The organism is Sphingomonas sp. CFBP 13714 (genome assembly GCF_014842205.1).
GTDB lineage: Bacteria > Pseudomonadota > Alphaproteobacteria > Sphingomonadales > Sphingomonadaceae > Sphingomonas > Sphingomonas aerolata.
The window spans coordinates 165314-180578 of record NZ_JACYVG010000007.1 but is presented as its reverse complement, the minus strand read 5'-3'; the positions used below and the strand labels follow the sequence as shown (position 1 = coordinate 180578).

The 15265-nt window shown below is 69.1% G+C and carries 13 protein-coding genes; 11 read left to right on the top strand and 2 right to left on the bottom strand.

What is annotated here, in order from left to right; all coding sequences use genetic code 11:
* Window positions 1–12 precede the first annotated feature (12 nt).
* Both ggt and IFT54_RS16385 read left to right on the top strand, forming a co-directional pair.
* Window positions 13–1761 carry a gamma-glutamyltransferase gene (gene ggt / locus IFT54_RS16390; RefSeq protein ID WP_192071394.1) on the top strand — a complete coding sequence of 583 codons (1749 nt, stop codon included), beginning with the start codon at window positions 13–15 and terminating at the stop codon, window positions 1759–1761.
* A gap of 199 nt (window positions 1762–1960) precedes the next feature.
* Entirely contained in the window at window positions 1961–3751 is a 1791-nt protein-coding gene (locus IFT54_RS16385) for an AMP-dependent synthetase/ligase (RefSeq protein WP_192071393.1), read from the top strand.
* Window positions 3752–3784: 33 nt separating this feature from the next.
* Here the strand turns inward: IFT54_RS16385 and IFT54_RS16380 are convergent, their stop codons facing one another.
* Window positions 3785–4270 carry a hypothetical protein gene (locus tag IFT54_RS16380; RefSeq protein ID WP_037531841.1) on the bottom strand — a complete coding sequence of 162 codons (486 nt, stop codon included), beginning with the start codon at window positions 4268–4270 and terminating at the stop codon, window positions 3785–3787.
* Window positions 4271–4421: 151 nt separating this feature from the next.
* Window positions 4422–7400 (bottom strand): M16 family metallopeptidase, encoded by a 2979-nt coding sequence (locus IFT54_RS16375; RefSeq protein ID WP_192071392.1) that lies wholly within the window; start codon window positions 7398–7400, stop codon window positions 4422–4424.
* 153 nt (window positions 7401–7553) lie between these two features.
* On the opposite strand from IFT54_RS16375, the gene IFT54_RS16370 reads away from it, so the two are divergent.
* From IFT54_RS16370 to IFT54_RS16330, 9 genes are all read left to right on the top strand, one after another.
* Window positions 7554–8432: an aspartyl/asparaginyl beta-hydroxylase domain-containing protein gene (locus tag IFT54_RS16370; RefSeq protein WP_192071391.1), complete on the top strand. Its 879-nt coding sequence runs from the start codon at window positions 7554–7556 to the stop codon at window positions 8430–8432.
* Window positions 8433–8489: 57 nt separating this feature from the next.
* Window positions 8490–9062, top strand: coding sequence for a NifU family protein (locus IFT54_RS16365; protein WP_192071390.1), 573 nt, complete (start codon window positions 8490–8492; stop codon window positions 9060–9062).
* Complete coding sequence (locus IFT54_RS16360; RefSeq protein ID WP_192071389.1) at window positions 9062–9661, top strand: malonic semialdehyde reductase; 600 nt, start codon at window positions 9062–9064, stop codon at window positions 9659–9661. Before IFT54_RS16365 ends, IFT54_RS16360 begins: the two co-directional genes overlap by 1 nt.
* Window positions 9662–9700: 39 nt before the next feature.
* Entirely contained in the window at window positions 9701–10333 is a 633-nt protein-coding gene (gene tsaB, locus IFT54_RS16355) for a tRNA (adenosine(37)-N6)-threonylcarbamoyltransferase complex dimerization subunit type 1 TsaB (RefSeq protein WP_056409152.1), read from the top strand.
* The gene (locus tag IFT54_RS16350) at window positions 10333–10842 is read left to right on the top strand and encodes a GNAT family N-acetyltransferase (protein ID WP_166746943.1); all 510 of its coding nucleotides are present in this window, start codon (window positions 10333–10335) and stop codon (window positions 10840–10842) included. The genes tsaB and IFT54_RS16350 overlap by 1 nt, the downstream gene beginning before the upstream one ends.
* 75 nt (window positions 10843–10917) lie before the next feature.
* The gene (locus IFT54_RS16345) at window positions 10918–11340 is read left to right on the top strand and encodes a Fur family transcriptional regulator (protein ID WP_031394622.1); all 423 of its coding nucleotides are present in this window, start codon (window positions 10918–10920) and stop codon (window positions 11338–11340) included.
* Between the two features lie 79 nt (window positions 11341–11419).
* Entirely contained in the window at window positions 11420–12058 is a 639-nt protein-coding gene (locus IFT54_RS16340) for a lysophospholipid acyltransferase family protein (RefSeq protein ID WP_244649116.1), read from the top strand.
* A gap of 376 nt (window positions 12059–12434) precedes the next feature.
* Window positions 12435–13769 carry a tRNA (N6-isopentenyl adenosine(37)-C2)-methylthiotransferase MiaB gene (gene miaB, locus IFT54_RS16335; protein WP_192071388.1) on the top strand — a complete coding sequence of 445 codons (1335 nt, stop codon included), beginning with the start codon at window positions 12435–12437 and terminating at the stop codon, window positions 13767–13769.
* A gap of 425 nt (window positions 13770–14194) precedes the next feature.
* Window positions 14195–15199, top strand: a complete 1005-nt coding sequence (locus IFT54_RS16330; RefSeq protein ID WP_056409148.1) for a PhoH family protein — start codon at window positions 14195–14197, stop codon at window positions 15197–15199.
* The last annotated feature ends 66 nt before the right edge of the window (window positions 15200–15265 follow it).

Below are 15265 nucleotides of genomic sequence, written 5' to 3'. Positions count from 1 at the left end.
GGTTCGCACGCGATGAAGACTCCCCTCCTCGCGCTCGCGCTGCTCCTCCCCACCGCCACCGCCGAAGCCCGCCGGACCGCCCCCACCCCCGCCCCGGCGAAGGATCAGGGCATGGTCAGTGCCGCCGACCCCCGCGCCGCCGCCGCGGGTGTCGAGATCCTGCGCGCGGGCGGCAGCGCGACCGATGCGGCGATCGCGACGATGCTCGCGCTCAACGTGGTCGAGCCGCAGAGCTCGGGGATCGGCGGCGGCAGCTTCTGGGTCAGCCATGCGGCGAATGGCGGGCTCAGCACGATCGATGCGCGCGAAAAGGCGCCCGCCGCCGCCGATCCGCGCTGGTTCTATGCCGCCGACGGCACCCCGCTCAGCCACCGCGACGCGGTTCCCGGTGGTCGCAGCGTCGGCGTCCCCGGCGCGCTGCGCGGCATGGCGCTCGCGCACCGTGCGTCGGGCAGGCTCCCCTGGGCGCGGCTGTTCGACCCCGCGATCCGGCTCGCGACCAATGGCTTCAAGGCGTCGCCGCGGCTGGTCAACGGGATGAAGGCGTATGGCGGCCACATCACGCCTGAAACGCGCACGCTCTTCTCCGCCCCCGACGGATCGCCCGTCGCGATCGGCGCGATGATCAGGAACCCCGCCCAGGCGGCTTTGCTCCAGCGGATCGCCGCGCGCGGCGCCGACAGCTTCTATGTCGGGCCCGAGGCGCAGAAGATCGTCACCACGGTCAACACCGCCGCGCGCAATCCGTCGAAGATGACGACCGGCGACCTCGCCAGCTATGACGCAAAGACCCGCGCGCCGGTCTGCGTCACCTACCGCGTCCACCGCATCTGCGGCATGGGCCCGCCCTCGTCGGGGGGCATCGCCGTGCTGATGATCCTGAAACAGCTCGAACGCTTCGACATGGCCAAGCTCGGCAAGGACAGTCCGCAGGCGTGGCACCTGTTCGCCGAAAGCTCGCGGCTCGCCTATGCCGACCGCGACCTCTATGTCGGCGATCCCGATTTCGTGTCGGTGCCGGTCAAGGGCATGCTCGACCCCGCCTATCTCGCCTCACGCTCGGCACTGATCCAGCCCACCACGACGATGGCCAGCGTCAGCGCAGGCTCGCCCCCCGGCGCCCCGGCCCGGCAATCCGCCCCGGTCAGCGAAGTCCCCGGCACCACCGACCTCGCGGTCGCCGATGCACGCGGCAACGTCGTCGAGGTGACGACCACGGTCGAGGGCTATTTCGGCTCGGGGCTGACCGTCGACGGCACCGTGCTCAACAACCAGCTCACCGACTTCGACACCGTGCCCGAAAAGGGCGGCTATCTCGTCGCCAACCGCGTCGAGGGCGGCAAGCGCCCGCGCAGCTCGATGTCGCCGACGATCGTCTACGGCCCCGACGGCAAGGTCCGGCTCGCGGTCGGCGCCGCGGGCGGCTCGACGATCATCGCGCAGGTCGCGAAAGCGATCATCGGCGTCGTCGACTGGAAACTGTCCGCACAGGATTCGATCGCGCTCGGCCTGATCTACGCGCCCGGCCATGTCGCCGCGGTCGAGAAGGGCACCGAGCGCGAGGCGATGATCCCCGCGCTCGAGGCGCTGGGCGAGACGGTGCAGGTCACCGCGCTCGGCCTCAAGGCGAACGCGGTCGAGCGGGTGAACGGCCGCTGGGTCGGTGCCGCGGATCCACGCAGCGAAGGCGTCGGAATCGCGCAGGACGGCACCGTGACCCAGATCCAGCGCGTCGGCGCCCTCCAGCGCGCACCGGAATAGCATGCCCCGCCCCTTTGTCGTCATCCCCGCGCAGGCGGGGATCCATTGGCGCTGACGTCGGTGATCCCACAGGCCGGTCAGCCAATATGGGTTCCCGCCTCCGCGGGAATGACGACGGACCGTTAGCAGACTATACCGCACCAAAGACCGAGCGGCCCCGCGAGGGGACACAGTTCGCAAGAGCGCCCCAGGAGAGACCATGCCCCGCCAGCTCGAACCCTTCCCCAACCTCGTCACCATGTTCTTCGCGCGCGCCGCGGAGAGGGGCGACTCGCCGTTCCTCTGGACCAAGCAGAGCGGCGCCTGGGTGGCGACCAGCTGGGCCGAGGCCGCGCGACAGGTGGCGAGCCTCGCCACGGCCCTCACCGCGATCGGGCTGAAACGCGGCGACCGGGTGATGCTGGTCAGCGAGAATCGCCCCGAATGGTGCCTCAGCGACCTCGCGATCATGGCGGCGGGATGCGTGACGGTGCCGACCTATGTCACCAACACCGAACGCGATCACCTCCACATCATCGAGAATGCGGGCGCCTGCGCGATCATCGTCTCGACCGCGAAGCTGGCGAAGACGGTGCTCCCCGCGGTCCTGCGCTCGAATCAGGCGCAGATCGTGATCGGGCTGGAGGACATGCGCGTCCCCGCCGCGATCGATTTCCACAACTGGCACGCGCTGATCGCCGCGCACCCGACCACGCCCGAGACCGCGGCGGCGCGCGCGACCTTCACCCGCGACGATCTCGCCTGCATCATCTACACCTCGGGCACCGGCGGCGCCCCGCGCGGCGTGATGCAGCATCACGGCGCGATCCTGCACAATTGCGCAGGCTGCGCTGCCGTCATCTCGGAGGATTTCGGCTGGGACGATGAGGTCTTCCTGTCGTTCCTGCCGCTCAGCCACGCCTATGAACATACCGGCGGCCAGCATTTCCCGATCTCCTTGGGCGGCCAGATCTATTATGCCGAAGGGCTCGAGAAGCTCGCCGCCAACATCGAGGAGACGCGCCCGACGATCATGTTCGTCGTCCCCCGCCTGTTCGAGGTGCTGCGCACGCGCGTCTCGAAGACGATCGAGAAACAGGGCGGCGCGTCCGCCTATCTGCTCGCCCGCGCGCTCGACATCGGCGCCAGACGCTATGCGGGCAAGCTCCGCCTGATCGACCGGCCGGCGCAGGCCGCCGTCGCGACCCTGTTCAAGCCCAAGATCGCCAAGAAGTTCGGCGGCCGGCTGAAGGCGATGATCTCGGGCGGCGCGCCGCTCAACCCGGAGGTCGGGCTGTTCTTCGAATCGATCGGCCTCACCTTCCTGCAGGGCTATGGTCAGACCGAAGCCGCGCCCGTCATCTCGTGCAACCGCCCCAAGGCGGGCGTGCGGATGGACTCGGTCGGCCCGCCGCTCAAGGATACCGAGGTGCGGATCGCCGAGGATGGCGAGATCCTGGTGCGCGGCGAACTCGTCATGCACGGCTATTGGCGCAACGACGCCGAGACCGCGAAGGTGCTGAAGGACGGCTGGCTCCACACCGGCGACGTCGGCGAGATCGACGCGCAGGGTCGCATCCGCATCACCGACCGCAAGAAGGACCTGATCATCAACGACAAGGGCGACAATGTCGCTCCGCAGAAGATCGAGGGGATGCTGACGCTCCAGCCCGAGATCGTCCAGGCGATGATCGCCGGCGACAAGCGCCCCTATATGGTCGCGCTGATCGTGCCCGATCCCGAATGGACGCAGCAATGGTGCGCGTCGAACGGCGATGCGTGCAATTTCAGCAGGCTGGCCGAGAACAGCGAGTTCCGCACCGCGCTGGGTCACGCGATCGAACGCGTGAACAAGGATCTGACCGTCACCGAACGCGTCCGCCGCTTCGTGCTGGCGGACGGGCCGTTCACGATCGAGAACGAACAGCTGACGCCCAGCCTCAAGATCCGCCGCCACGTCATCCGCCAGGCCTATGGCGACCGGCTCGACGCGCTCTATCTCAAGGGCTGACGAATGGGGGGCCACATTGGCCCCCCCGCCCCCTCAGGCTGCGCCCAGCGGAAGGTTGCTGCGCTTGCAGACATAGGTCGCCAGCTCCTCGCGGAGCGGCAGCCCGGCGATCGGCCGCAACGGACCGTCATAGGCGATGCTCGTCTCGACCAGCGAACGGCGCGGCGCGACGCCCAGAACATGGAACAGGCGACGCTCGCAATCGACTTCGGTGCGGGCATAGGCGACGCGGCCGGCATGCTCCTGGCGGATGATCGCGATCACCGTGCCGCCGATCGCCCGGCGCTCGCGCAGCAGGAAATAGCGCGAGGCGGTGTCCGACGGGGTCGGGATCAGGTCGCCCTTGACCGTCAGCGCGGGCGGCGCCGGCGCTGCGACTTCGGTTTCGCCCAGATTGCGCAGCGATACGCCCGCAGTGCTCATCGCATTGTTGTCGACCGCATCGGTCGACGGCGCGCCCGAACAGGCGGACACGCCCAACCCGCCGGCAACCGCCAGCGCTAACCACGTCTTCTTCATCAATACACTCCCGGGTATGAATCAGGTTCAAACGCCCGCGGCATGACGATCGATCCGGTGGTGCGGATCGATCCCCGCGGCCCGACGTTGCGCGAGGATATTTTCTTCGGCGAAGGGCGCGCACCGACCGGCACGCGCCCTCCCGGTCCGCTTATTTCGCCGCCGGCTTGGGCGCCGCGGCGGGCACCACCGCCATCGTCCAGTCGCGGTCGGGGCGCAGATATTTCGCCGCGACCGCCTGCAGGTCCGCCGGCGTCGTCGACACCAGATCCTCGGCGATCCGCTTGGTCGCGTCGATCCGCCGCGGATCATAGGTCGCCCCGCCGAGCTGCTGCATCCAGAACTGGTTCCCGGTCGATGCGCGCATGATATACTGCCCCATCGGCCGCTTGATCCGCTGCAGCTCGTCATCCGCGATCGGCGTCGAGACGAGCTCGGCGGCGATCTTGCGCGCGGTCTCGAAGAAGAACGCGACCTTTTCCGGCGCGACCTGGCCGATCGCGACGAGGCGACCGCCGCTGTTCATCCCGGTCGGCCACTGGCTCTGCACGTTCGGGCTGTAGCTCGCGCCCGCCGCCTGGCGGAGCCGCTCGAACAGCCGGTCGGCGAACACCTGCGCGAGCACGTCGAGGCGACGGCTTTCGGTGATCGCCTCGATCCCGCCCCCGGTCGGCCAGGCGATGACCGCCGCCGCCTGGTTCTGCGGGCCGGTATGCGTGCGCATCACCGGGGTCGCGACATGCGCGGGGAAGCGCACCGGCGCCGCCACCGCGGTCGACGCGGATCGCGGGGCGATCGCACCGAAGCTCTTGGCGACCGCGGCGATCGCCTCCTCGCTCTTCACGTCGCCGAACACCGACACCTCGATCGGCCCGGTCTTGAGCAGCGGCTCCCAGAACTTGCGGAAGTCCTTGGCGTTGAGTGCCTCGACCGACTCGCGCGACGGCGTGCCCCAGCGCGGATCGCCCGCGCGCAACAGCTTCTCCAGGTCGCGCGACAGCACGCCGTCGGGCGACGATTCATAGCCCGCAAACGCCGCCAGCGCCGCGACCCGCGCGCGCGCGACCGGGGCCGCATCCCATGCCGGGAAGGCGAGCTTGGCGGCCATCAGCGTCAGCTGGTCGGCATAATCCGCAGGCGAGGTCAGCGCGCCCAGCGTGAACGCGTCGTCATCGATCCCGAAGTCGAGGCCGATGCGACGCCCGGCGGTCAGCTGATCGAGATCGCCCTGGTCGAGCTTGCCGATCCCGCCCGCGACCAGCGCGAGGTCGCCCGCCCAGGCCGGACTCGGCTTGTTCGCCGGGATCGCGCTGTAACCGCGACCGAACCGGACGCGGACATAGACGCGACCGGTCTCGCCCGTATTGGGGAACAGCAGCAGGCGGGTGCCATTGGCATAGGTCACCTGCTCCATGTCGAACGCGGCGATCTTTTCGCGCGACGCCACGACGCCGGGCTTGCCCAGCGGCGGCAGCGCGGCGAACGTCACCGCATTCTGCTGGCGACGCAGCCCCGCGAGACCCGAGACATCGGCCTTCAGCGCGGTCTCGAGCTTGGCCACAGCGGCGGGGTCAGGCGTGATCGTGTTGACCAGCGCGCGCGTCGCGGTCCCCTCGAAGATCCGCTTCGACGCCGCGAGCAGCGTGGCGGGGGTAAACATGCCCTTCGCCTTGGCGTCCTGCAGGATCTTGTACGATGTCTCGGGGCCCGCGACCGTCTCGCGGATGTCGAGCGCACCGACCATGTCGTCGGCCTGACGCGCGCCCGCCTCGACCCGCGCGGTCTCCACCTGGGTGCGCATGATCGTGTCGAAATCGGCATATTCGCGGTCGACCTCGGCCTGGCTCGGCGCGTTGGTCTGCGCATCGGCGATCACCGCGCGCACGTCCTTCAGCGCCGCTTCCCAGTCGGTCCCGATCGGCACGATGTTGACGCTGGTCAGGTTCGCCGACCGCGACACGTCGTCGATCGACACCCCCGCCTGGAGGTAGCTGCCACCGGCGCGCGCGCGCGTCTCGAGCCGCCGGCTGATCAGCCGCGTCGCCAGCACGTCGACCAGCCGCGTCTGGTTCATGATCGCGGTGTCGTCCTTGTACACCCAGGGCCGGACCACGCCGAGCGTGACGACCGCGGGCAGCGACGGCTCGGCGATCGCCTGTGCGGCGGGGGCGGCGGGATCGGGCTTGCCGAAATCGGGCGCCGCGGTGAACGCGCCGACCGGTTTCCAGTCCGCGAAGTTCTTGACGATCAGCCGTCCGAACAGCGCCGGGTCCATGTCGCCCGAAATGATGACGACGGTGTTCTCGGGCCGGTACCAGCGATCGTGGAACGCCTTGATACTCGCGCCGGTCGCCGCCTCGAGTGTCTTGATGCTGCCGATCGGCGACCGGTCCGCGAGCGGCTGGCCGGCGAAGAAGGTCGACCGGATCGCATCGCCGATCCGCACCTGGGGTCCGGGCTGCTCGCGCTGTTCGGCGAGCACCACCGGGCGCTCGGCGGTGACCGTCGCATCGGTCAGCACCGGCTGCTCCATCATCCCCGACAGGATCTTCAGGCTGTCGTCGAGCCCCGCCTCGCTCGCCGAGGGCAGGTCGAGCTTGTAGGTCGTCGAGACGGGCGTGGTCTGCGCGTTGGTATCCGACCCGAACGTCGCGCCGAACCGCTGCCAGACGCGCTTGGCCTCGCCGTCGGGGACGTATTTCGAGCCGCGGAACGACAGATGCTCGATGAAATGCGCATAGCCGCGCTCGGCGTCGCTCTCGTTCAGCGACCCGGCATCGACGCGGACGCGGACCGACACCTGACCCGGCGGGACGCCGTTCTTGCGCACGGCAAAGCGCAGCCCGTTGGGCAGCGTGCCGAACTTCCACTCGGGATCGCGGGTGAGATCGCTGCCCTTGTACAGCCACGCGGTGGTGTCGATTCCGGGCAGCCCCGGCAGCGTCGGCGCCTCGCCGGGCATCGCCACGGTCTGCGGCTGGACGGGTGCCGCAGGTGCCGCAGGTGCCGCCGCGGGCGGCTTGGCGCGGGACGCGGGCCGCGTCCCCGATTGGCCGATGGCAGGGATCGCCAGACACAGCACGAGCGACAGGAAGACGGGAGCGCCGAGCGCGCGGGGGGTAAACGCCATGCCGTCCTGTAGCGCCCCCGGCCGCCGACCGCCAGCGCCGTGCCCGTCGCGCGCGCCGCGCCATCATTTCGTCCCATAGCCGCGCTATCTCAATCACCTGCAAGCGCGGATACGGGCGCGCGGTACGAGCGAACGACGAAGAGTGGAGTGCGAATGCAAGCCGAAGTCAGGGCGAAGACCGGGACCGCGACGGGTCCGGCAATGTGGCGAAATTCTGGTCGCGATCCCCGCAGCACCCCCCACCGCACCCCCGATCTGACGGTCATTTCGGGTGCGCCCCGGCCCGGCGCGCCGCTCGCGGCGGAACCCGGCCGGCCACTGATCATCCGCGTCGGCAAGCATCTGCGCGGCGTGTTCGACCGGCTGATCGCGAGCTCGTCGCTGGTCTCGAACGACCCGGTGCTCGACGTCCGCGACTTCGCCTGGACGCAGCTGCTGCGCGAGCATTGGCGCGACATCCGTGACGAGGCGGTCGCGGTCGCGCTGCGCGGCGAGGCTTCGCCCAGCCTCGCGACGATCTCGCCCGATCACCGCGCGATCGCCGAGATCGACAAGTGGCGCTCGTTCTTCCTCTGGGGCTATGGCTATCCGATCGACGAGAATCTGGTGCGCTGCCCGCGCACGCGCGATCTCGTCGCGCAGATCCCCGGGCTCAACAGCGCCTTCTTCTCGATCCTCGCGCCCGGCACGCACATTCCGGAGCATCGCGGCGTGACCAAGGGGCTGATCACCTGTCACCTGGGCCTGATCGTGCCGCGCGACGGCGACGTCCGGATGCGCGTCCACGACCGCACCGTCCGCTGGTCGGAGGGCGAGACGCTGGTGTTCGACGACACCTATAACCACGCGGTCTGGAACGACACGAGCGGCACGCGCGTCGTCCTGCTCATCCAGTTCGAACGGGCACTGCGCAATCCGGGCAAGTGGATCGCCGACGCCTTCCTGAACGTCGTCCGCCGCTCCGCCTTCGTCCAGGACGCGGTCCGCAACATCGGCGACTGGAACGCCGCGGTGAAACAACTAGACGTCTGACCCGCGGCAAAGAAGAGTTTGCTTGATCCCTCCGCCCCCCGTCGCCACATGCACCCCATGCTGATCGAAACGGAATCCACCCCGAACCCCGCGACGTTGAAGTTCCTGCCGGGACGCACCGTCATGGAGTCCGGCACCCGCGACTTCGCCACCCCCGAGGAGGCGGAGGCGAGTTCGCTCGCCGACGCGATCTTCCGGCTCGGCGACGTGACCGGCGTGTTCTTCGGTCGCGACTTCGTCTCGGTGACCGCCGCGCTCGGCGTCGCCTGGTCGGATTTGAAGCCCGACGTGCTCGCGATCATGCTCGACCACTTCTCCGCCGCGATGCCGCTGTTCCGCCCTGCGAGCGCTGGCTTCTCGGTGCCGTCCGACGACACCGTGCTGACCGACGACCCCGCCGATGCCGATATCGTCGCGCAGATCCGCGACCTGATCGAGACGCGCGTCCGCCCCGCGGTCGCCAATGACGGCGGCGACATCGTCTATCGCGGCTTCGACAAGGGCAAGGTGTTCCTCCAGCTCCAGGGCGCGTGCGCCGGCTGCCCCTCGTCGAGCGCGACGCTCAAGAACGGCATCGAGCAGCTGCTGAAATATTACGTCCCCGAAGTCACCGAAGTGCGCGCCGTCTGATGAGCCTGCGCGGTCCCCAGCCCGACGCCGTGCTCGACGCGATCTTCCGCGAGGCGCGCAGCTATAACGGCTATACCGACCGCCCGGTCGCGACGGCCGATCTGCACGCGATCTGGGACCTGATGAAATGGGGTCCGACGTCCGCCAACCAGTTGCCCGCGCGGCTGGTCTGGTGCGTCAGCGACGAGTCCAAGCAGAAGCTTGCCGACGCGTGCAGCGCGCAGAACCAGCCCAAGATCCTGAACGCCCCAGTCTCGGTGATCATCGGCATGGACACCGAATTCCACGAGCATCTGCCCGAGCTGTTTCCGCACGCCGATGCGAAATCCTGGTTCACGGGCAGTGCCGAACTGCGTGCGGCGTCCGCCTTCCGCAATTCGACGCTGCAGGGCGCCTATTTCATCATCGCCGCGCGGATGCTCGGGCTCGACACCGGACCGATGTCGGGGTTCGACGCGGACAAGGTCGATGCCGCGTTCTTCGCCGACACGCCCGCGGTCCATACCAACTTCATCGCGACGCTCGGCTATGGCGATCCCGCGACGATCTTCGCCAGGTCGCCACGCCCCGACTTCGCGAAGTTCAACAGCATCGCCTGACATGACGCCCTCTTCCCGGAGGGGAGAGGGATTACCGATATGCGCACGCTGATCATAGAGACGTCCACCGCCGCCTGTTCGGTCGCGCTCGCCGATGACGGCGTGATCGTCGCGCGGACGCATGACGTCGTCGGACGCGGTCATGCCGAACGGCTCGTGCCGATGATCGCCGCGCTGCCCGGCGGCGGCCGCGCCGACCGCATCCTCGTCGATGTCGGCCCCGGCAGCTTCACCGGCGTCCGCGTCGGCATCGCCGCCGCGCGTGGCCTCGCGCTCGGCTGGTCGGCGACGGTCACCGGCTTCTCGTCGCTGCCTTTGGTCGCCGCGGCGGGATTCGACGATCGCTTAACCGATGATATTGCAGTAGTTTTAGAGGGCGGGCATGGCGAGGTCTTCATGCAGTGCTTTGCCGCCGATCTGTCGCCGCGCACCGACATGGTGTCGCTGAAGCCCGACGCGGCGCTCGCGGCGCTGGCGGGGCGGCGTGCGGTCGGCAATGGCGTCCGCTGGCTCGCCGCGCTCGCCGATGATCTCGACCTGACCGAGGCGCTGCCCGACGCGGGCGCCGCGATCCTGCTGCCCGAGACGCTCACCGCGCTGCCGCCCGTCCCGATCTACGGCCGCGCGCCCGATGCGAAGCCCGCCGCGGTGCGTCCGGCGGTGCCGCGCTGATGGCGACCCGCGCCGTGCCCCCGCCCTCCGACGAAGACGCGGCATCCGCGGTCGTGTTGCGCGCGGGCGACGCGCGCGACCTCGCGATCGTCGACGCGCTGATGGGCGACGCGTTCGACCCAGCGTACGGCGAGGCGTGGACGCGCACCCAGTGCCTCGGCGTACTCGCGCTGCCAGGCATCCAGCTCGTCCTCGCCTTTGTCGACGATCGGCCCGCGGGCTTCGCGATGACGCGGACCGTGCTCGACGAGGCGGAGCTGTTGCTGATCGCGGTCGCCACCGATGCGCGCCGCCGCGGCATCGGCACCGCGCTGGTCGGCGCGGTGATCGCCGACTGCATCGCTGCGAACGTCGCCACGCTGCATCTCGAGGTGCGCGCGGGCAATGACGCGGTCCAACTCTACACCGCGCACGGTTTCGCCAAGGTCGGCGAACGCCGCGCTTATTACCGTGGCCGGTCGGGGGTGGCGCACGACGCGCACACCTATTCGCGCGCGATCGGTAGCTGAGGCTTATTGCGAGTCACTATCCCTTTTCGCAACAGCGTTAACCGCCTACATGGAGGTTTACCAAGGGAATGACACATGCCGCGCAAGATCGATCTGGAAGCCCTCTGTAACGAGAAGGGCCTGCGCATTACCGAGCAGCGCCGCGTCATCGCGCGCGTCCTGTCCGAAGCGGATGATCATCCCGATGTCGAAAAGGTCTATGAGCGCGCCTCGGCGATCGACCCCGGCATCTCGATCGCGACCGTGTATCGCACCGTGCGACTGTTCGAGGAGGCGGGCATTCTCGACCGCCATGACTTCGGCGACGGTCGCGCGCGCTACGAACCCGCGCCCGAGGCGCATCACGACCATCTGATCGACGTCGAGAGCGGCAAGGTGATCGAATTCGTCGACCCCGAGCTCGAACAGCTGCAAAAGGCGATCGCCGAGAAGCTCGGCTTCCGGCTCGTCGATCACCGCATGGAACTCTACGGCGTCGCGCTGACCCGCAAGGACTGATCCGATCGGGCGCCTGCGTCTCGTCGCGCGGCTCGCGGCGCTGCTGATCGCGCTGCTGCTCGCGCTGCCGGTCCACGGGTTGTGGCGGCTGTTCGGCCGGCGATCGCCCTGGCCGCCGCGCTTTCTCGGGCTGGTCGGCCGGATCGTCGGCGCGCGGCGACGGATCGTAGGCACGCCGCTGCGCCATGACGTGGTGTTCGTCGCCAATCATCTCAGCTGGATCGACATCCTGCTGCTGTCGGGCGCGACCGGCACCGCGTTCATCGCCAAGGCCGAGTTGCGCGGCGTACCGCTGGTCGGCTGGCTCTGCACGCTGAACGCGACCATCTTCGTCAGCCGCGCCGATCGCATGGCGGTGACCGCGCAGATCGCGCAGCTTCGCGACACGCTCGCGCGCGACTGGCCCGTTACGCTCTTCCCTGAGGGCACGACCGGCGACGGCGTCACGCTCCTCCCCTTCAAGGCCGCGCTGCTCGCCGCGCTCGACCCGCCCCCGCCCGGCGTCCGCGTCCAGCCGGTCCGCATCGACTATGGCCCCGCCACGCACGAGCTCGCCTGGGTCGGCGACGAACCCGGCCAGCACCACGCCGCCCGCGTCCTGAAACGCCGCGGCAGCTTCGTCGCGACGCTGCACTTCGCCGAGCCCTTCGCCCCCGCCGACCACGGCAACCGCAAAGCCATAGCCACCGAAGCCCGCCGCCGCATCGAAGCCCTATGACTACGCTGTAAGGGAGAGCGCGTTGCCCTCACCCCGCCCCCAACACCACCCCGGCAAAGGCCGGGGCCCAGTTGGCAAGGCCGCAGTAACGAAGCGCTGCCCTCAGTCAGCAACGTCCCCCAACTGGCCCCCGGCCTCCGCCGGGGCGGTGCAGTAGGGTACCGCCCCCTCACCCAAACCCAACACCACCCCGGCGAAGGCCGGGGCCCAGTTGGCAAGGCCGCAGTAACGAAGCGTTGCCCTAAGTCAGCAACGCCCCCCAACTGGACCCCGGCCTCCGCCGGGGAGGTGCACATAGTTGATGTCGTGGCATTCTCGGATACCGCCCCCGAAGACGCCCCTCCCCCCACGCACACAAATTTGGTACGGCGCGCGCATGACCTCGAAACCCAAGACCTATCACGTCAAGTCGTTCGGCTGCCAGATGAACGTCTATGACGGCGAGCGCATGGCCGAACTGATGGCCGCCGACGGGCTGACCCAGGCCGATGCGGTCGACGCCGACATCGTCGTGCTCAACACCTGTCACATCCGCGAACGCGCCACCGAAAAGGTCTATTCGGATATCGGCCGGCTGCGCAAGGACCAGCTGCGCAAGAACGGCAAGACGCCGATGATCGCGGTCGCCGGCTGCGTCGCACAGGCCGAGGGGCAGGAGATCTTCACCCGCGCCAAGGTCGACGTCGTCGTCGGCCCGCAGGCCTATCACAACCTCCCCGACCTCGTCGCCAAGGCCGCCGCGGGCACGCCGTCGCTCGACACCGACATGCCGCTGCTGTCGAAGTTCGGCGCGCTCCCGACCCGCCGCAAGGTCGCGCCCTCGGCGTTCCTGACCGTGCAGGAAGGCTGCGACAAGTTCTGCACCTATTGCGTCGTCCCCTACACGCGCGGCGCCGAGATCAGCCGCCCCTTCGCGGCGATCGTCGACGAGGCGAAGGCGTTGGTCGACGCCGGCGCGCGCGAGATCACGCTGCTCGGCCAGAACGTCAACGCCTGGTCCGAGGACGCCAATACTCCAGAGGGGCGCGGCCTCCACGACCTGATCCGCGACCTCGACCGCATCCCCGGCCTCGCACGGATCCGCTACACGACCAGCCACCCCAACGACATGACGCCGGGCCTGATCGACGCGCACCGCGACGTCGAGAGCCTGATGCCGTTCCTCCACCTCCCCGTCCAGGCGGGCAGCGACCGCGTGCTGAAGGCGATGAACCGCAGCCACACGCGCGACTCCTATCTCCGCCTGCTCGACCGCGTCCGCGCGGTGCGCCCCGACATCGCGCTGTCGGGCGACTTCATCGTCGGCTTCCCCGGCGAGACCGACGCCGAGTTCGAGGACACGCTGAGCCTCGTCGACGCGGTCGGCTATGCGCAGGCCTACAGCTTCAAATACAGCCCGCGCCCCGGCACCCCCGCCGCCGCGATTACCGAGCAAGTGCCCGAGACGGTGATGGACGAGCGCCTCCAGCGCCTCCAGGCCGCGCTCAACCGCGACCAGCACGCGTTCAACGCCGCCACCGTCGGCCGCACCTGCACCGTGCTGCTCGAACGCCCCGGCAAGCTCCCCGGCCAGCTGATCGGCAAGTCCCCATGGCTGCAATCGGTCCACCTGATCGGCGACCATGCGATCGGCGACCTGGTGGAGGTGACGCTCGCGGCCGCCGGCCCCAATTCGCTGACCGGCGTGGAACGCATCGCCCAGGCCGCCTGAAAACTGCCCCACCTTTTACCACCACCCCGGCGAAGGCCGGGGCCCAGTTGGGGGACGGAAATAACGACGGACGATCCCCCGTTACATCGAGCTTCCCAACTGGACCCCGGCCTCCGCCGGAGTGGCATGGTGATCGTGGGAATCGCGCGCCTCGCCCCACCCGCTGAGGCTTTCAGGCAACGCCCCCCAGCCTTCGCACACCACACCGAAACTACCGCTGTCCCCCACCCGAATCCCCTGCCACACTCGCCCCCGATGCAGCTTCGCCCACGCGACTCGAATCATCGCCAGCCAGGCGCCCCGGTGCCGCTTGAACGCGCGGGCTCCCATGCTCATCTCTGGTCGAACGCCATCCCAGGCGTGATGCGTGCCGGCCCGACCATACCCGATCACCGATCCGACACGTCTGCCCCCGAAAGGACCGCATGAGCCGTAAACCCGTTCCCGCCCAGTCCGGTGACCGCGCCCGAGTCGAACTGCTGTTCGACAAGCCCCAACTCCTCGTCCGGCTCTTCGGCCAGTACGACCAGAATCTGGTAGCGCTAGAAAACCGCCTCGGTGTGTACATCACCGCGCGCGGCAACAAGATTGGTCTGGAGGGCACCGCGGAACAGGTCGCCAAGGCGCGCGACGTGCTCCACGATCTCTATGCCCGGATCCAGCGCGGCGAGGATGTCGACACCGGCCTCGTCGACGCGTCGATCGCGATGGCGGACGAACCCGTGCTCGAAGGCATCATCCGCGCCGATGCCGGCGGCGGCGCTGCTCCGCCGATCATGATCCGCACGCGCAAGAAGACGATCGTCCCGCGCACGCCGGCACAGGCGCATTACATGCGCGAGCTGACCAACAACGACATGATCTTCGCGCTCGGGCCAGCAGGCACCGGCAAGACCTATGTCGCGGTCGCGCAGGCGGTCCAGCAGCTCATCACCGGCAGCGTCCAGCGCCTGATCCTGTCGCGCCCCGCGGTCGAGGCGGGCGAGCGGCTGGGCTTCCTCCCCGGCGACATGAAGGAGAAGGTCGATCCCTATCTCCGTCCCTTGTACGATGCGCTCTACGACTGCCTCCCCGCCGAGCAGGTCGAACGCCGCATCGCGAGCGGCGAGATCGAGGTCGCGCCGATCGCCTTCATGCGCGGCCGCACGCTGGCCGACGCGTTCGTCATCCTCGACGAGGCGCAGAACACCACGCCCGCGCAGATGAAGATGTTCCTCACCCGCTTCGGTCAGAACAGCCGGATGGTGATTTGCGGCGATCCCAAGCAGGTCGACATCCCCGGCGGCGTCGCCGCCTCGGGTCTGGCCGATGCGGTCCGCCGTCTGGAGGGGGTCGAGAGCATCTCGATGTGCCGCTTCACCGTCGGCGACGTCGTCCGCCACCCGATCGTCGGCCGCGTCGTCGAAGCCTATGAGGGCAGCGACGCGTGATCCCTGCGCGGCTGTTCCGGACATGCCGGGATAGCCGCCGGGCCATCCGCATACCGTAAGGGGTGC

What these genes read in the sequence shown, in the direction of transcription:
- ggt (WP_192071394.1), top strand. Translation starts at nt 13, where the DNA reads ATGAAGACTCCCCTCCTCGCGCTCGCGCTGCTCCTCCCCACCGCCACC.
- IFT54_RS16385 (WP_192071393.1), top strand. Translation starts at nt 1,961, where the DNA reads ATGCCCCGCCAGCTCGAACCCTTCCCCAACCTCGTCACCATGTTCTTC.
- IFT54_RS16380 (WP_037531841.1), bottom strand. Translation starts at nt 4,270, where the DNA reads ATGAAGAAGACGTGGTTAGCGCTGGCGGTTGCCGGCGGGTTGGGCGTG.
- IFT54_RS16375 (WP_192071392.1), bottom strand. Translation starts at nt 7,400, where the DNA reads ATGGCGTTTACCCCCCGCGCGCTCGGCGCTCCCGTCTTCCTGTCGCTC.
- IFT54_RS16370 (WP_192071391.1), top strand. Translation starts at nt 7,554, where the DNA reads ATGCAAGCCGAAGTCAGGGCGAAGACCGGGACCGCGACGGGTCCGGCA.
- IFT54_RS16365 (WP_192071390.1), top strand. Translation starts at nt 8,490, where the DNA reads ATGCTGATCGAAACGGAATCCACCCCGAACCCCGCGACGTTGAAGTTC.
- IFT54_RS16360 (WP_192071389.1), top strand. Translation starts at nt 9,062, where the DNA reads ATGAGCCTGCGCGGTCCCCAGCCCGACGCCGTGCTCGACGCGATCTTC.
- tsaB (WP_056409152.1), top strand. Translation starts at nt 9,701, where the DNA reads ATGCGCACGCTGATCATAGAGACGTCCACCGCCGCCTGTTCGGTCGCG.
- IFT54_RS16350 (WP_166746943.1), top strand. Translation starts at nt 10,333, where the DNA reads ATGGCGACCCGCGCCGTGCCCCCGCCCTCCGACGAAGACGCGGCATCC.
- IFT54_RS16345 (WP_031394622.1), top strand. Translation starts at nt 10,918, where the DNA reads ATGCCGCGCAAGATCGATCTGGAAGCCCTCTGTAACGAGAAGGGCCTG.
- miaB (WP_192071388.1), top strand. Translation starts at nt 12,435, where the DNA reads ATGACCTCGAAACCCAAGACCTATCACGTCAAGTCGTTCGGCTGCCAG.
- IFT54_RS16330 (WP_056409148.1), top strand. Translation starts at nt 14,195, where the DNA reads ATGAGCCGTAAACCCGTTCCCGCCCAGTCCGGTGACCGCGCCCGAGTC.